Origin of the sequence: Fusibacter bizertensis, assembly GCF_029914245.1 — a bacterium.
Classification (GTDB): domain Bacteria; phylum Bacillota; class Clostridia; order Peptostreptococcales; family Acidaminobacteraceae; genus Fusibacter_C; species Fusibacter_C bizertensis.
Map to the genome: position 1 here is coordinate 184,155 of NZ_JARYZI010000006.1, position 17,811 is coordinate 201,965.

The 17,811-nt window shown below is 37.5% G+C and carries 14 protein-coding genes and 1 riboswitch; of the genes, 12 read left to right on the plus strand and 2 right to left on the minus strand.

Annotated features, from left to right (window positions below):
• Nucleotides 1–45: 45 nt before the first annotated feature.
• The 12 genes from QE109_RS10755 (at nucleotide 46) to QE109_RS10810 (ending at nucleotide 14,845) form a co-directional block, all read left to right on the plus strand.
• A complete protein-coding gene (locus QE109_RS10755; RefSeq protein WP_281094481.1) occupies nucleotides 46–2,088 on the plus strand; it encodes a urocanate hydratase in 2,043 nt (680 codons plus the stop codon).
• Nucleotides 2,089–2,145: 57 nt separating this feature from the next.
• Entirely contained in the window at nucleotides 2,146–4,953 is a 2,808-nt protein-coding gene (locus QE109_RS10760) for an AAA family ATPase (RefSeq protein WP_281094482.1), read from the plus strand.
• 33 nt (nucleotides 4,954–4,986) lie between these two features.
• Entirely contained in the window at nucleotides 4,987–6,657 is a 1,671-nt protein-coding gene (locus QE109_RS10765; protein ID WP_281094483.1) for a formate--tetrahydrofolate ligase, read from the plus strand.
• A gap of 66 nt (nucleotides 6,658–6,723) precedes the next feature.
• Nucleotides 6,724–7,410 carry a DUF554 domain-containing protein gene (locus QE109_RS10770; protein WP_281094484.1) on the plus strand — a complete coding sequence of 229 codons (687 nt, stop codon included), beginning with the start codon at nucleotides 6,724–6,726 and terminating at the stop codon, nucleotides 7,408–7,410.
• Nucleotides 7,411–7,746: 336 nt separating this feature from the next.
• Nucleotides 7,747–9,045, plus strand: a complete 1,299-nt coding sequence (locus QE109_RS10775; RefSeq protein WP_281094486.1) for an NCS2 family permease — start codon at nucleotides 7,747–7,749, stop codon at nucleotides 9,043–9,045.
• A gap of 133 nt (nucleotides 9,046–9,178) precedes the next feature.
• On the plus strand, nucleotides 9,179–10,087 hold the full coding sequence (locus tag QE109_RS10780) for a DNA-3-methyladenine glycosylase family protein (protein WP_281094487.1): 909 nt from the start codon (nucleotides 9,179–9,181) through the stop codon (nucleotides 10,085–10,087).
• 13 nt (nucleotides 10,088–10,100) lie between these two features.
• A complete protein-coding gene (locus QE109_RS10785; RefSeq protein ID WP_281094488.1) occupies nucleotides 10,101–11,318 on the plus strand; it encodes an EAL and HDOD domain-containing protein in 1,218 nt (405 codons plus the stop codon).
• A gap of 152 nt (nucleotides 11,319–11,470) precedes the next feature.
• The gene (locus QE109_RS10790) at nucleotides 11,471–11,728 is read left to right on the plus strand and encodes a co-chaperone GroES (protein ID WP_281094489.1); all 258 of its coding nucleotides are present in this window, start codon (nucleotides 11,471–11,473) and stop codon (nucleotides 11,726–11,728) included.
• A 39-nt stretch (nucleotides 11,729–11,767) separates the two neighbouring features.
• The gene (groL, locus tag QE109_RS10795; RefSeq protein WP_281094490.1) at nucleotides 11,768–13,396 is read left to right on the plus strand and encodes a chaperonin GroEL; all 1,629 of its coding nucleotides are present in this window, start codon (nucleotides 11,768–11,770) and stop codon (nucleotides 13,394–13,396) included.
• Between the two features lie 212 nt (nucleotides 13,397–13,608).
• Nucleotides 13,609–13,815: a helix-turn-helix transcriptional regulator gene (locus QE109_RS10800; RefSeq protein ID WP_281094491.1), complete on the plus strand. Its 207-nt coding sequence runs from the start codon at nucleotides 13,609–13,611 to the stop codon at nucleotides 13,813–13,815.
• Complete coding sequence (locus QE109_RS10805; RefSeq protein WP_281094492.1) at nucleotides 13,805–14,290, plus strand: DUF6773 family protein; 486 nt, start codon at nucleotides 13,805–13,807, stop codon at nucleotides 14,288–14,290. The genes QE109_RS10800 and QE109_RS10805 overlap by 11 nt, the downstream gene beginning before the upstream one ends.
• A 135-nt stretch (nucleotides 14,291–14,425) precedes the next feature.
• On the plus strand, nucleotides 14,426–14,845 hold the full coding sequence (locus QE109_RS10810) for a hemerythrin domain-containing protein (RefSeq protein WP_281094493.1): 420 nt from the start codon (nucleotides 14,426–14,428) through the stop codon (nucleotides 14,843–14,845).
• Nucleotides 14,846–14,904: 59 nt separating this feature from the next.
• Here the strand turns inward: QE109_RS10810 and thiT are convergent, their stop codons facing one another.
• Nucleotides 14,905–15,444, minus strand: coding sequence for an energy-coupled thiamine transporter ThiT (thiT, locus tag QE109_RS10815; RefSeq protein ID WP_281094494.1), 540 nt, complete (start codon nucleotides 15,442–15,444; stop codon nucleotides 14,905–14,907).
• Between the two features lie 105 nt (nucleotides 15,445–15,549).
• A riboswitch (TPP riboswitch) is annotated at nucleotides 15,550–15,652 on the minus strand.
• Nucleotides 15,653–15,690: 38 nt separating this feature from the next.
• A complete protein-coding gene (locus QE109_RS10820) occupies nucleotides 15,691–17,805 on the minus strand; it encodes an ABC transporter ATP-binding protein (RefSeq protein ID WP_281094495.1) in 2,115 nt (704 codons plus the stop codon).
• Between the last annotated feature and the right edge of the window lie 6 nt (nucleotides 17,806–17,811).

A 17,811-nucleotide genomic window follows, 5' to 3' on the forward strand; every position in this document is an offset into this window, starting at 1 on the left:
ACTTGCTTTAATAAGATAAAAAAAGTAAAGGTTGGAGGCGTTTCAATGATTACAAATCATGATATTTCAATGGCTATGAAGGTGAAGCTAGAAGATATTTTTACTGAGCTTCCCGAGTATCCAGAATTTGAGAAGGGTATAAGAAGAGCACCTAAGAGAAATTTATCTCTTAGTCAAGATGAAGTAGAACTTGCACTTAAAAATGCACTTCGTTATATACCTGAAAAATGGCACCGTGTTTTAGCACCGGAATTTTTAGAAGAGCTTTTAACAAAAGGTAGAATATATGGTTACCGTTTTAGACCTGTTGGCAACATCAAAGCAAAGGGAATCGAAGCGTACAAAGGTGTGATTACAGAGGGAAAAGCAATCCAAGTGATGATTGATAACAATTTGGATTTTGATATTGCACTTTATCCATATGAACTTGTGACATATGGCGAGACTGGCAGTGTATGTCAAAACTGGATGCAGTATCACCTCATTAAACGTTATCTAGAAATTATGACAGATAAACAAACACTTGTGATGCAATCAGGTCATCCAGCTGGACTTTTCCAAGCGCCAGAAAACGCACCTAGGGTGATCATCACTAACGGTTTAATGATTGGTATGTTTGATGATCTCGACAACTTTAACAGAGCTGCTGCACTTGGCGTTGCATCATATGGTCAGATGACTGCAGGTGGTTGGATGTATATTGGACCACAAGGGATCGTTCATGGGACGTATTCTACGGTTTTAAATGCAGGTAGAGATAAACTGGGCATCGCAGAAAAAGACGATTTAAAAGGCAGATTATTTGTAACATCTGGACTTGGTGGCATGAGTGGTGCACAAGGTAAAGCGGTAGAGATTGCTGGTGGTGTAGGGATTATCGCTGAAGTAGATGAGTCGCGTATAGAGACGCGCTTTAGTCAAGGATGGATCAGTGAAGTGACTAGGACGCCTGAAGAAACATTTAGACAAGCTAAAAAATATCAGGTTGAAGGACGTGCTATCGCAATAGGTTTCCACGGTAATATCGTTGATCTTTTGGAATATGCAGTAGAAAATGACGTGCATATAGATCTTTTAAGTGATCAAACATCTTGTCACAATGTCTATGAAGGTGGCTACTGTCCAGCGGGCATCACTTTTGAAGAGAGAACAAATTTGCTAGGTAGTGATAAAGAAAAATTTGAAGCGCTGGTAAATGAAACTTTAGTGAGACATTATAACGCGATTAAGAAGCTTACAAATAAAGGTGTCTACTTCTTTGATTATGGTAACAGCTTTATGAAAGCGATCTATGATGCTGGTGTGAGCGAAATTTGTAAAAATGGCGTCAATGAACTCGACGGCTTTATATGGCCATCATATGTTGAAGATATAATGGGACCAATTTTATTTGATTATGGCTATGGTCCATTTAGATGGGTTTGCTTAAGTGGTAATGATGAAGATCTTGATAAAACAGATGCTGCAGCAATGGCGTGTATTGATCCTGATAGACGATTCCAAGATCGCGACAACTGGATATGGATTAGAGATGCTAAAAAGAACAAACTCGTTGTTGGCTCTAAGGCGAGAATTCTTTATCAAGATGCACTTGGTAGACTTAAAATAGCACTTAAATTCAATGAAATGGTGAGAAATGGCGAAATTGGCCCTGTTATGCTTGGTAGAGACCACCATGATACTGGCGGAACCGATTCACCTTTTAGAGAAACATCAAACATCAAAGATGGATCGAATATCATGGCTGAAATGGCGACGCATATTTTTGCGGGTAATGCGGCAAGAGGTATGAGTATGATTGCCCTTCACAACGGTGGTGGTGTCGGTATTGGCAAGTCTATCAATGGTGGATTTGGCATGGTACTTGATGGTAGCGCAAGAGTGGATGAAATCCTTAAAAATGCAATGCCTTGGGATGTTATGGGCGGCGTTGGTAGACGTGCGTGGGCTAGAAACGACCATGCCATTGAAACGACAATTGCTTACAATCAAACAAGAGATAATGACCATATCACACTTCCGTATTTAACGGATGAAGACTATATTAAGACTTTGGTGCAATCAGAATTTACACCAGGGGGCAAATAAGATTAATTAAAGGCTGCTGTTCCTAGGATTGCAGCCTTTTTTACAAGGTGATGAATGATGAAGATACAGCTTCAGCTCTATGGGAAACCGAGCCTCAAAATCGATGAACAGAATATTGAGATCTCACTAAAAAAGAGTGAAGCATTGCTTTACTATGTAGCCTATGAAAAAAGAGTTACCAGAGATGAACTTGTAGGTGTGATCTGGAGCGATGTAGTGGATCAAACTGCTAAAAAAAATCTAAGAAACAGCCTTTATCGCTTAAAAAAGGACTTGAACTTAGAGCTTTTTTACTGTCCCAACAAACATGTGGTTGAGATAGACCATACACTGGAAATTTTTGTGGAAAGTGAGATGGATGATGACTATTTTTTGGCCCACTATAGCGGGAAATTTCTTGAAACATTTAGTTTAAAAGAAGCGGATAACTATGAAAAATGGCGTTTGGAAGTTGAAAATACACTCAATCAAAGGTACTTGAAGCTTGCTTTTGCAAAAACAAGTGACTTGATGTTGGAAGGAAAAAATGAAGAAGCTCTGAAAATTGCACTTGTAATGCGCAAAATTGATGAATTTGATGAAGCAATTGCAAGACTTTTGATGCAAATTTACTATAAGATGGGTCAGTATAAACAGATCACAGAAGTGTACGCGCAGCTTAAACAGCTATTAGATGATGAGATGGGGATACAACCGGATAAAGTTACAAGGGACCATTATTACGGACTTGTGTATGCACCGCATGAAGCAAAAGATGAAGGCTTAAGGTATTATGGTAGGCAGCGAGAAGCTATGACCATAGAGAAGTTACTTCATCAATCTGCACTGGGACAAAACAAGCAATCTTTAATTGTCAGTGGTGAAGCGGGCGTGGGGAAATCAAAACTTTTAGAGGAATGTCTCTCTCGGTATGACAGTACCTTTAAAATATTAAAGACAACATGTTACCCAGCTGAATCTTCTTATGCTTACAAAGCATGGAATGATGTTTTTTCACAAATCGCAGGGATTGTAGAAGAACAAAAGATAGAATTACCACTTTTTACAAAGCAAGTTTTGGTGAAATTCTTTCCGGGATTTGATGAATGGACTGGCACTGTGTATATGGAAAATACAGAATCTATTAATTCTGATTATCTAGAAAAATTGACTGCTAAATTGTTTAGTCGATTGCTTAAAAGCAGCCGATTGATTCTCTATATTGATGACTTGCAGTGGATGGATCCGCTCAGTTTGAAACTGTTATTAAACCTGGTAAATCACGTGGAGGGCTTTGTCTTTATCGCGACGCTACGCAATGAATTTACCGAAGGGCTTGATGATTTTCTTGGGCACCTTTATCGTTACGAGCGATTATTAACAATTCCACTTGAACGTTTTAATAAAGCAGAGACTTTTGAGTTTATGGACTTTTTATCAGATACGCCGTTGTCACTAGAGCTTAAAGAACAGATTTTTCGAGAGTCAGAAGGAAATGCATTTTTCATCGTCGAGGGAACCGTAGCCATCACACAAGATACTGCCGATAAAGGGCACCGTTTTAAGGGGATACTCGATTCTCGCTTTATTGGACTAGATGCTGGTGAGATGAAGCTACTTGTTATCGCGGCTATGTTTTTTGATGAACTTGAGTTTGAACTTTTAAACAAACTTTACACAATCGATGAAGATTTGCTGTTAGAATATATACAGTCGCTAAAAAGACGTTTTATATTAAAAGAGATTGAACACGACGGTGGTATCAAGTTAAAGTTCACACACCATAAACTTAGAGAACACGTCTATGGACAAACTGCAAGTGCAAAAAAGAAGATTTTACACAATCGAATTGGGGGGCTCTTAGAAGAGCAACTCTGTGGCGATCAAAAAGATGTTTTGATTTTTCAAAAATTAATATATCATTATCAAAGTGCAGGTAATATTGTAAAGCACCTAACGTATTATTTGAGATATTTAAAAGCTTATTTTGACTTTAGCCATGAACTTTACCCTGAACTTGTCAATCAGATGCCGGCAATTATGGATAAGAGTCCTGAGGACTACTTTGATGAACTTGAACAGCTGTTCTTAAAGATAGAGGAAGAGGATGCCATAGAACTCAGGGCACAATTCATGCACATGAAAGCGCGCTACTATATACGCAATGGTGAATATGTGCAAGGGATGGATCTAATTGATAAGCTAGTGAAGATTGGGTTAGAAGCGCATGATGATGAACTTCTATTCAAAGCCTATGTACAATGGTTTTACTATCAAATTCAGACCGAGCGCATCGAAAACATGTCTGAAGTAATTGGTAAGATGTCGCGACTAAAAAGAACGCCCAAAAATGATGCGGTTCTACTTAGACTCATGGGTATAAGTAGTTTGATGTCAGGTCGCTATGAAGAAGCGCGTGTGTATTTTGCAGATTCGATTATAGGTTTTGAAAATTTAGGTAAATCAGGCCGCTATGTGCTCAACATTGCGGCAGCATACAACTATATATCGGATGCGTATCGTAGGCAAGGGCGCATGGAAGAGGCGCTTGAAGAAGTAGAACGCGCAATAGAATTATGTAAGCTTCATAATATTATACGTGGAAGTTCTATATTTAATACAAATGCGGGTATCATTGCTTATAGTATGTCTCGGATTGATCTTGCTAAAGCTTATTTTGAAGAAGCGTTAAAAAACTTTGAGACTGTAGATACACTTTGGCGAAGAAGTGAAGCGGAAGGTTACCTTGGTGTAATTCTCGTCGAAAATGGCTATAAAGAAAAAGGGCTATATTATCTCAAAGAAGCAAAAAGGCATGCGCAAATTATTGGAACACCCGAAACCATAAAATTAATAGATAGTCTTGAAAATGCACTTAATCATTAAAAAAAATTATTTATCATTTGAAAGGGGATTGTTATGAAAACGGATGTACAAATTGCTCAAGAAGCGCAGAAAATGCACATTAAGGAAATCGCTAAAAAAGTAGGCGTTTCAGAGGATGATTTAGAACTTTATGGTAATTATAAAGCTAAAGTGAACCTGGATGTACTAAATAGCAAAAGAGATATGCCAGATGGCAAATTGATCCTTGTGACAGCGATTAATCCAACAGCTGCCGGCGAAGGAAAGACAACAGTTAACGTTGGTCTTAGTATGGGACTTAACAAGATTGGTAAGTTGACATTTACAGCACTAAGAGAACCATCTCTTGGACCTTGTTTTGGTGTAAAAGGTGGAGCAGCTGGCGGTGGATATGCCCAAGTTGTACCAATGGAAGACATTAACCTACACTTTACTGGTGATATCCACGCTGTAACAACGGCAAACAACTTGCTATCTGCGCTTATAGATAACCACTTACATCAAGGAAATGCACTTAATATAGACCCAAATAGAATCACTTGGAGACGTGCGATCGATATGAATGACCGTGCGCTTAGAAACATGGTGATTGGACTCGGTGGCAAGACAAATGGTGTTACACGTGAAGATGGTTTTGATATCTCGGTTGCATCTGAAGTAATGGCAATTTTGTGTCTTGCAGATAGTTTAGAAGATTTAAAAGCGAGACTTTCTAAAATGATAATTGGCTACACATATGCGAACAAACCGGTTACTGCAGCAGAGCTTGACGCTGTGGGATCAATGGCGCTTTTATTAAAAGATGCGATTAAACCAAACTTAGTTCAAACATTAGAAAATACACCAGCTTTTATACATGGTGGTCCTTTTGCAAATATAGCACATGGATGTAACTCTGTAGTTGCAACTAAAACAGCACTTAAACTTGCTGATTATGTTGTTACAGAAGCGGGATTTGGGGCAGATCTTGGAGCAGAAAAATTCTTTGATATCAAATGTAGATTTGCGGGATTAAAACCAAGTGCAGCAGTTGTTGTAGGCACAGTTAGAGCGCTTAAAAAACATGGTGGAGTTGGTAAAAACGATTTAAATACTGAGAACCTTGAGGCGTTATCGGTTGGTTTTGAAAACCTTAAACGTCACGTTGAAAATGTTAGAAAATTCGGTGTACCAGTTGTTGTTGCAGTTAATGAGTTCCCAACAGATACGCAGGCAGAAGTTGATTTGTTGCAAAAAAAATGTTCGGAAATGGGCGTAGAAGTTGTGCTTACACAAGTTTGGGCTAAAGGTGGCGAAGGTGCTGTAAAGCTTGCTGAGAAAGTTGTAGAGCTTGCAGAATCTGGCGTGGCTGATTTTAAACCGCTATATGAACTTGATCAACCAATTATCAGTAAGATCGAGAAGATTGCAAAAGAAATCTATAGAGCTGATGGTGTTGAGTTTACAAACAAAGCACTTAAAAATATCAAGAAGTTCGAAGAAGATGGATTAGGTGGTTTGCCGATTTGCATGGCAAAAACACAATATTCTTTTTCAGATGATCCAAATTTATATGGTGCACCAAATGGGTTTAAAATTACGATCAATGATGTAAAAGTATCTGCAGGTGCTGGATTTATCATCCCAATGGCTGGAGATATTATGAGGATGCCTGGTCTTCCAAAAGTACCAGCTGCAAATAGAATCGATATACTAGATGACGGTGAAATAATCGGATTATTCTAATATCTATCTATTGATTTCTTCCTGTGATGCTGATAATATGGAAATAAAATTTATGAAGGTGTAACTATGCTAGGTACAATTGTAAATGCTATTGCCATTATAGCTGGAAGTATCGCCGGGATCATACTAAAAGGTGGATTGCCTGAAAGGATGAGTCAAACCATCATGCAAGGGGTCGGACTTTGTGTGACGCTCATTGGTCTTTCGGGAGCGCTTAAAGGTATGGATTACTTGATGGAGATCATTTTCTTTATAGTCATCGGAACCATTATAGGTGAAGGTTTTAATATCGAGTTGAGATTAGAACGATTTGGAGATCGGTTGGAAAAACGCTTTTCTAAAAACGGTTCTACTTTCAGTAAAGGCTTTGTAACTGCCAGTTTGCTATATTGTGTTGGTGCAATGGCGATTATGGGGGCACTTGATAGCGGGCTAAGAGGAAATCATGAAACGCTTTTTGCAAAGTCAATCTTAGATGGAATTATCTCCATTGTATTGGCATCAACACTTGGAATTGGCGTAGCATTCTCTGCTTTTTCAGTTTTTATCTATCAAGGATCAATTACCTTGCTTGCAGGCGCTCTGTCATCGGTTCTAACGGAACCAGTTATCATTCAGATGTCTGCCACTGGTGGTTTGTTGATTCTTGGCCTAGGGCTTTCTATGGTGCTTTCTGCGAAAGTTAAAGTTGGCAATATGTTGCCAAGTGTTTTGTTGCCCATCTTTTACCATATGATCATGCAAATTTTCTAAAATATGCAAATCGAGCTATAAAATAGATTACTATTATATACTAAACCAGCCTGAACTTGATGCTTAGGCTGGTTTTTTACGTCTATATACAAATTGTGTAGAATTAGGGTTGATTAATAGGGAATAATACGCTATTATTTTAAGATGTTGTTAAATGTATCTAAATATTAGGTGTATTTATATCATAAAATACCGATTGTTTTGTACTATAAATACATAATAGGTATCAAAAAGACGAAAAATATGATTAAAAACGAAAATAATATTTGTGTTTTTGCGAACTATTTGTTAAAATCAAATCTGTAGAGAATGAAATTATTGGAGGTTATATTTATTATGGAAAAGAACGTAGGTTTCTTTGAAAAAGTTTTTAGACTCAAAGATCACGGTACAAATGTAAGAACAGAAGTGATCGCAGGATTTACAACTTTCATGACTATGGCGTATATCCTTATCGTCAATCCATTAACACTTGGTGCTGCTGGTCTTGATATGGGGAAAGTATTTACAGCTACAGCGCTTGCATCACTTGTAGCAACATTGGTTATGGGTTTATTAGCGAATTTACCATTTGCACTTGCTCCGGGTATGGGACTCAACGCGTTCTTTGCTTACACAGTAGTAATCGGGATGCAAAAATCGCCTAGTTTTGCACTTACAGCAGTATTTTTAGAAGGTCTTATATTTATTTTACTTTCATTCTTCAATGTTCGTGAAGCAATTATTAACTCAATTCCTCACAATATCAAAAAAGCAATATCAGTTGGTATTGGTTTATTTATCGCTTTTATTGGTCTTGTTAATTCAGGTATAGTATTACAAGGTGGCGCAATTCTTGAACTTGGAGATATCACATCTGGTACAGCACTTTTAGCAATTATCGGAATCGTGATCGCAGGTATTTTATTAGCATTTAATGTAAAAGGTGCACTATTTATAGCAATATTAGTAACAACAGTAATTGGTTATCCAATGGGGATCACAACATTACCAGGTAAAGTTGTATCTATGCCTACAGCGCCATACTTCTTTGATTTTGCATGGAGTGAAATTTTCACCTTTGACATGTTCACTGTATTATTTACTTTCCTTTTTGTAGATATCTTCGATACAGTAGGTACACTTGTTGGTGTAAGTACTAAAGCAGGTATGATTAACGAAAAAGGCGAAGTGCCTAAAGTTAAGCAAGCATTACTTGCTGATGCAATCGGAACAACATTTGGTGCGATTTTAGGAACTTCTACAGTAACAACTTATGTAGAATCAGCAGCAGGTGTTTCTGAAGGTGGTAGAACAGGACTTACTGCAGTAGTTACAGCGGGTATGTTTGGAATCGCATTACTTTTCTCACCAATCTTTATCATGATTCCATCTGCGGCAACAGCACCTGCATTAATCCTTGTTGGACTATTTATGATGAGTCCAATTAAAGAAATTAATTTTGATGATTTTACAGAAGCGATTCCCGCTTTCTTGACAATCATCATGATGCCACTTGCTTATTCAATCTCTGAAGGAATTATGTTTGGGGTATTATCATTTGTTATTCTTAAACTTGCAACAGGAAAATTTAAAGATGTTTCATATGTTACTTTGATCTTAGCAGTTTTATTTATAGGTAAGTTATTCATCTAGTATTTAAAGATTAAAGCTTCACTTCAAATTTATTTCTGAAGTGAAGCTTTTTTAGTTTTTTGTCTAAGATTATTGTATAATGATAAGAGTGAGTTGATAATCAGGTGATTGTCCATACAAGGTAGAGGTGAGCATGGATTTTAGAAAAAGTGACCTTAAAACAGAACATAAAAAACTCGAAAAGATAAGAGAAATTCATATAGAGAGTACTTACTTTGACCTTGAAAAAACGCTGTATTGTGGACAAGCATTTCGGTGGAGAAAAGCAGGAGATGTGTTTTATGCGCCTATAGATCATTCCGTCGTTGTTGCTAGAAAAACAGCTGTTACTTCAACTATACAGACAAATAAAACCGAAAGTTATATCTTTGAAATTTATGGTGATGATTTCACTAAAGAACAGTTGATCACCTATTTTGATTTAAATAGAGATTATGCATCGATTTTGGAAGAAATTTCAGGCATAGATGAACATTTAAAAGCTGCAGTCTTGTATGGTAAAGGCATACGAATCATGCGTCAAGGGTTGGTAGAGATGCTGATTACTTTTATATTATCAAGCAACAACAATATTCCGAAGATTTCTATGACAGTTGAAGCGCTTTGTGAAAAATTTGGAGATGCTCTAGGAGTATACAATGGAGAAGTGCTCTATAGCTTCCCGACGATTGCGCAACTGTCAGATGCATCGCTTGAGGACTTAAATGTAAAAGCAATTGGGTATAGAGCAAAATCTTTATATGCGACAGTTCAGCTTCTGCTTAATAGTCAGCTTGATCTAAACGAGCCTTTCAGGCTCTCACATCATACTTCAGTTGAGTGGCTAAAGCAATTTCATGGGGTGGGTAATAAAGTGGCAAATTGCATCTTATTATTTGCCTATGGAGATTACGAAGCCTTTCCTGTGGATACATGGGTAAAACGTATGTTAAATGAACTTTATGGTGTTGAGAAGAAACATGAAGCTTTTGTTGAATCTTATTTCACAAAATTTCCAGGAATTGCCCAACAATATTTATTCTATTATATAAGAAAAGGATAATCACAGGTGAAATATGGAAGTGTTTTTGGCAAGGCAACCGATTTTTGATGTCCATAAAAAAGTTGTTGCTTATGAAATTCTCTATCGAAGTGGAATGAAAAATACATACGATATCAGTATAAATGGAGACTTGGCAACGGCATCAGTCGTTGTTGATGCGCTGATTAATTTTGGTATGGGGCAATTGACAAGTGGGAAGAAAGCGTTTATAAATTTCACGCGAAAACTTCTGCTAGAAGATTTACCCTCTCTTTTTGATGTTGATACCTTGATGATCGAGATCCTTGAGACGCTTGAAGTTGATGATATCCTAGTTGCTAAGTGTAAAGAGCTGAAGGAGAAAGGGTATAGCATCGCGCTTGATGACTTTGTGGGAGATGAAAGGTTTGATGCGCTAATCCCTTATGTGGATATTATCAAAGTAGATTTCTTGGTCTTAAAAACCATGGGACGCAAGTATGTCGCTGAGAAATACCTGCCACTTGGTGTAGAATTACTGGCTGAAAAGGTAGAGACTAAAGCAGATTTAGATGAAGCGATCGCGCTTGGTTACCACTATTTTCAAGGCTATTTCTTTGAAAAGCCAATCATGTGCAAAACAAAGAGTCTCAATGTTACCACATATAGATATATGGAAATCTTAAACGAAACCATGAATGAAGTCCCGGACTTTAATAAAATGTCTGATATCATCAAAAATGATTTTTCATTAACGTATAAATTGCTGAGATTGATTAATTCGCCAGCGTTTTATACAATTAGTCAAATTACATCAGTAAATCATGCGGTATCGTTACTTGGCATCAATGAGATTAGAAAGTGGACGACACTTATTATGCTAAGAGATATTGGCGCTGATAAACCCGATGAACTTATAAAAGTATCTTTGATTCGGGCGATTTTTGCTGAACATCTAGCTGAAGTATTTGGTATAGAATTTAGAAAAACAGAAGCATTTTTGCTAGGGCTTTTTTCACTGATAGATACAGTGATGGAAAAACCACTTTATGACATTATTGAACCACTGCCTTTGAAAGATGATATTAAAGGTGCAATCATGGGGCAAAAGAATACATTCCATGAGATTTTAAGATTAATTAAGTATTATGAATCTGGTAACTGGGACATGGTTATAGGGATCGAAGAACGTAACATGATTGATCCAAGTCTAGTAAATGGTATGTACTTAAGTTCTGTAAATGAAGCGACAAAGATGTTTGCTGAAATGTAAGCGATGAGCGAGGATTGGCATTAGCACTCTAAACCTTAGAGTGCTAAAAAAGTGTTGATTTTTCTCGCTTATTATTATATGATATTTTTAGAAATGCACTGAAGAAAATGCCATTTTGGGCTGCAAAATATGATTTAAAATAGGAGGAAGAAATGCTAAGACCATTGGGAAAAAGAGTAATTATCAAGAGATTAGAAGCTGAAGAGAAGACGGCTAGCGGTATCGTGTTACCATCTCAAGCAAAAGAAAAACCGCAAATGGCGGAAGTAATTGCTGTGAGCAATGAAGTAGAAGATATCAAAGTAGGCGATAAAGTTGTCTTTAAAAAATATGTAGGCACTGATATTAAAGTAGAAGGTGACGAAGTTACAATCTGCGAAATCGCGGATATTTTAGCAATTGTTGAATAGATTTATTCGATAAAATAGACTTAAGTAGGAGGCAATAACATGGCAAAAGATATTATGTTTGGCGAAGACGTCAGAAAAAAACTTGAAGCAGGCGTTGATAAACTTGCGAATACAGTAAAAGTAACACTTGGACCAAAAGGTAGAAATGTTATTTTAGATAAGAAATTTGGATCACCACTTATCACAAACGATGGTGTAACTATTGCAAGAGAGATTGATCTTGAAGATCCATATGAAAACATGGGTGCTCAACTTGTTAAAGAAGTTGCAACACGTACAAATGATGTTGCAGGTGATGGTACTACAACGGCTACTTTACTTGCTCAAGCGATTATCCGTGAAGGCATCAAAAACGTAGCTGCAGGTGCTAACCCAATGATCCTTAAAACAGGAATTGAAAAAGCAGTTAAATCTGCAGTTGAAGTGATAAAAAGTGAAAGTGTATTAATTGTAAACAAAAAAGACGTAGCAGACGTTGCATCTATATCAGCGGCAGATCGTGAAATTGGAGAACTTATCTCTGAAGCAATGGAACGTGTTGGAAAAGATGGCGTTATCACAGTTGAAGAATCAAAAACTTTTGGTACACAACTTGAAGTTGTTGAAGGTATGGAGTTTGATAGAGGTTTCGTATCTCACTACATGGTAACAGATTCTGAGAAGATGGAAGCTTTCTTAGAAAATCCACATATCTTAATCACGGATAAAAAAATCAACAATATCCAAGAAATATTACCTATTCTTGAGCAAATTGTTCAAAGTGCAGGTAAACTTTTGATTATTGCTGATGATATTGAAGGTGAAGCACTTACAACTTTAATCGTCAATAAATTAAGAGGCACTTTTGATTGTATCGCTGTTAAAGCACCTGGCTTTGGCGATAGAAGAAAAGCAATGCTTCAAGATATTGCCATCCTAACAGGTGGAACTTTAATTTCAGAAGAATTAGGTTACGAACTTAAAAATGCAACTATGGAAATGCTTGGTCATGCTAAATCAGTTAAAATCAACAAAGACAATACAACGATCATAGACGGTATGGGTGACAAAGACTTAATCAACGAGCGTGTACGTCAAATCAAAGTCCAAATGGATGAGACTGATTCAGAGTTTGATAAAGAAAAACTTCAAGAGAGACTTGCTAAAATTGCAGGTGGAGTAGCAGTGATCCAAGTAGGTGCTGCAACTGAAGTTGAGATGAAGGAGAAAAAACTCCGTATAGAAGATGCGCTTAATGCAACAAGAGCTGCTGTTGAAGAAGGTATCGTTCCTGGTGGTGGAACTGCACTTATCGGCGCGATTTCAGCGGTACTTGAACTTGTTGAAACACTTGAAGGCGATGAGAAAACAGGTGCACTTATTATCGCAAGAGCACTTGAAGAACCAGTTAGACAAATCGCAATCAACGCTGGACTTGAAGGTTCTGTCGTTGTAGAAAAAGTAAAAAATGCTGCGCCTGGTATTGGTTTTGATGCACTTAAAGGTGTATACATCAACATGATCGAAGCAGGTATCGTAGACCCTACTAAGGTAACGCGCTCTGCACTTCAAAATGCAGCGTCGATTTCAGCGATGTTCTTAACAACAGAAGCGGCAGTTGTTGATACAAAATCTGATAACATGATGGCTATGGACCCAGGTATGGGCGGTATGGGCGGCATGATGTAAATTGAGTAACATATAACACAACAGGTAAGAGGCAAAAACAAAAGTCAAAAATATAAGACTCACCCGATCAACATTCTAAAAAGAATGTAGTAGAGGGTGAGTTTTTTTATGAGAGCGACAAAAAGCGAAAAAAAATCATTTAGTCATAATGCAATTTATATATTGCATTATGCAATTTATATGATATACTATGTAACATAAGGAGGTCGCCTATGAAAAACAAAAGAATGAAAATTGCTCGTATTGAACGAGATATGAAACAAGAGGATTTAGCAAAAGCGGTTTCTGTTACGCGCCAAACGATAGGCTTGATCGAAGCTGGTACATATAACCCTTCTTTAAACCTCTGCATCGCAATATGTGAAGCGCTAGGTAAAACATTAAATGATTTATTTTGGGAGGAAGAACATGAAGAATAACGTAATTCAAGATGAACGTGCAGTAGCGTTAAAGCGTCAAATTAGCAGTGAAGCTTTTAACCTTGTAATGGGATCTTTGGTGATTTCTTTGCTTGTAAAACAGTATGTTTTAGATGTGCCGTTTTCACAATCTATGACAGAGATTCTGTGTTTGTCTGGTGCAGCATTATATGTCTTGGTGAGAAATATCATTGCAGGAAACAATGTATATGAGTCTAAAAAAGGTAGCAAGAAATCATTGATCTATTCTAGTCTTGCAGGCGGCCTTGGTGTTTGCTTAAGTGCAGGAATTTTCAATTATGCAAAGTATAGTGAAAAGTATGCAAATAATTGGATGTTTCTCGCAATCCTAGCAATTTTGTTTGTATCTGGATCGCTTTTTGTTTTCTTTATGTACTTGCCTATATATAAGATTAACCAAAAGAGACAAAAAATGATTGCTAATGAGTTGGACAAAGAAGAGGATGATATTTAGTGATCAAATAGTATGATATTTACTGGTCGAATAGTATGACATTTGGATATCAAATAGAATGATTTGTAAATTTTGATTTTCCCATGATTTTTTACAGTTTTATAGGGTATCAATTTATCGCAAGGAGGTGAGTTGATGCATATCTATAAATGGGATAGTACGCTCAGTACGCATCATACTAATATTGATCAAGACAACCATGAAATTATAAGAAAAGCACAGCATCTTAAAAATTTAATGGCTGACGGTACTGATCAAAAGAAAATTAAAGAAGCAGCAGATCGTCTTGAAAATATGATATATAATCATTTTGAACAAGAGGAAATGATGCAACTTTATAGTCACTTTTCAAACTATGAAGCGCATAAGAAAAGCCATGCGAGGTTTTTAAAAGCGCTTAATCGTTTGATTCACAGTATTAGAGAGAACCCTTGTGAATCAGAACACCTTGAAAGCTTAGACGCATTGATTCAGGATCAATACTTTAATCATATCAAAGAGTACGAAAAAGAAGCTGCAAAGTTTATACTACAAAGGGATTTTTATCACAATTAAAGCATAAAAAAGGTGTGGATGATCTTCAGATTTCAGAAGATTATCCACACATTTTTGTTTTATTTGATGCCTTCAACCGGTTTACGGATGAGGAAGAAGATCACAACTGAGATCACAAGTTCAGGTAACATGTAAGAACCGTTGTAGATCAGTGAGTAAACCACTGGATGCGTACCTTCAGGTGCATAAGATGCAAAGAAGATAAATCCTGAAAGAAAGTGTGCAACAAAACGCATACCAAGCGCTATCGTCGCTGCAAGTGTGATCTGTACAGCAGTAGATTTCTTGTTAGCAAAGTAACCAAAGAGTCCAATCATACCAAATGCAAGTGGGTAGTCAAGTACTACTGAAAGCGGATGCGCTGCATAAGGCTCGATCATAAACTGTAAAAGACCATAAACGGCACTGACAAACATCCCTTTTGTACCACCCCAGCGGTATGCAAACACTAAAAGCGGAATCATACTACCAGCAGTGACAGAACCACCGTTAACCCAAAGTGGTGTCTTCATCTTTAAAAAACTGAGAACTGTTGCTATGGCAATCATCATTGCCCCTTCAACTAACATCTTTGTAGAAATTGACGATTTTCTTTCCATTTTAAACCTCCATTTAAATGTGGTACTGCGTTTTAGCAGTCCTATCTAAATGATTCTTGGTGTCAAAAATAAAAAACCACGCCTGGGAATCCAAACGTGGTTAAACTTTCATTCTTCCACACTTTCCTCCGCTAGCTTTAACTAGTTCAGGTTCAAAGGGTTACACAGTTCATGTGCTCTCAGCTTTTCAGCACCCCTAGGTGAATCATTTTATTTAATTACAAGGCAATAATACCATAAAACCGCTTAGTTGTAAACGCTTTCGCTATATTGAAGTGTGTAAAGATCGTAATACATGCCGCGTTTACTAAGTAGTTCTTGATGGTTACCCATCTCTTTAATTTCACCTTTGCTCATAACGATGATTTTGCTCGCATGCTGGATTGTGGAAAGTCTATGTGCTACAATCAGCGTCGTTCTTCCTTTGATAATCTTGTTGATAGCATCTTGTATGAGCAGTTCAGTTTCAGTGTCTATGTTGGAAGTGGCTTCATCTAGGATCAGAATCCCTGGATCAAATACAAGTGCTCTTGCAAATGAGAGGAGCTGTCGTTGACCGGCGGAAAGTGTTGCACCGCGCTCTACCACGGGTTCATCATAACCAAGAGGGAGCTTAGAAATAAATCCGTCTGCGTTGACGTATTTGGCAATCTCTTTGATGTTTTCATCAGTGATGCTTTCATTGTAGAGTCTGATGTTGCTTTTGATATCACCAGAGAAGAGGAAGACATCCTGAAGCACAATCCCGATGTGTTCTCTGAGTTTGTGTTTGTCAACATCTCTAATATCAACGCCATCTATAGTGATGCGCCCTTTTTGGATATCGTAAAAACGATTGAGTAAGCTGATAATAGTGGTTTTTCCAGAGCCAGTTGCACCGACAAGTGCGATAGATTCGCCAACGCCTGCCTTAAAGGACACCCCTTTTAATACATAGTCATCATCTGTTTGTGGATTTGCTTGATAGCTAAACCACACATCTTCAAATGCAATCTCACCACTAAAGTGACGGCCAGCAGATGCATTTGCAAGTGGAACAGGATGAGTAGGGTTAACGATAGATTCTTTTTCATCAAGGAGCATAAAGATACGCTCTGCACTTGCCATGGATGACTGAAGGATATTGAATTTTTCACTTAAGTCCATGATAGGTCTAAAAAACTGCTGTGTATAAGTGATAAAAGCAACTAGGACACCAAGTTCTACAGCGCCTTTTATGGCATCTCCGCCACCGAACCAAAGGAGCAAGCCTAATGATAAAGAATAAGCTAAATTCATAGTGGGTCTAAAAATAGCGTAGACTCTTGTCTCAGCAATGGTGCTTTTTAGAAAATCAGTATTGATGGCATCAAAGTCTTCGTAGATATCCTTCTCTTTATTGAAAATCTGTATGATTTTCATACCGTTAATGTTCTCTGCCAGTGTCGCGTTGATCTTAGCAAGTTTGACCTTTACTTCTCTTTGTACGTTGCGCGCTTTCTTTCTAAAGATTGAAGCAGAGATCAGTACAAGTGGCATCGTGCTAAAGCAAATTAAAGTCAGTTTAAAGTCTATGATACTCATCACCACAAGTGTACCTATAAGCAGTAAAAAGTCTTTTATGGATGTAACTAGCACGTTGGTAAACATCTCGTTGATGTTGTCCATGTCGTTTGAAACACGCGTTACTAGCCTTCCTACAGGGTTCTTATCGAAGAAGCTAAGGCTCATGTTCTGAATATGTGAATAGAGTTCTTCGCGCATATTATAGACGATCTTTTGACTCCCGTAGTTGAGGAGATAGGTGTGGCCAAAGGCGCAGAAAAAGCTTATAACAAGTAGCGAACCAAGTGTTAAGGTGAGTACTAGAATCTGATGTTTGTTGTTAGCTTTCACAACATCCAGTTCGGTTGCAGTAACGGATTTAACCTTATAAGTTACGCCGTCAAGTGTAGCTGTTTGTCCATCGTTAGCAAGCTTAAATGTTTCAAGTGATTTTGAACGGCTCATGCCTTTAACGAGATAGGTGACACCGTCTTCAGTATAAAGAACTGACGGTTCATAGGCGGTTGTTTTATAAGTGCCTAGTACTTTTTCGCTGATACTTGGAAGGATCAACGAAGCACTTAAATCACTGGCAAGTGACACGTTTGGATCGTCTTTAAGTGTATAGACCTGTTGCTGTTTTGGTGAGATATATTCATCTATTGCAATCTTAGTTACATATGGTATAGCAAGATCTAGTGCGGTAACAAGTAACATAAGAATGATGCTTATGCCTAGCAAAAGCCATTGCGATTTTGCGTAGTGCATCAGTCTCTTCATGATACTTGAGTCAAATGACTTTTCTATCTCTTTTTCTTGATGTATGGTTTCAGCCATTTTTCC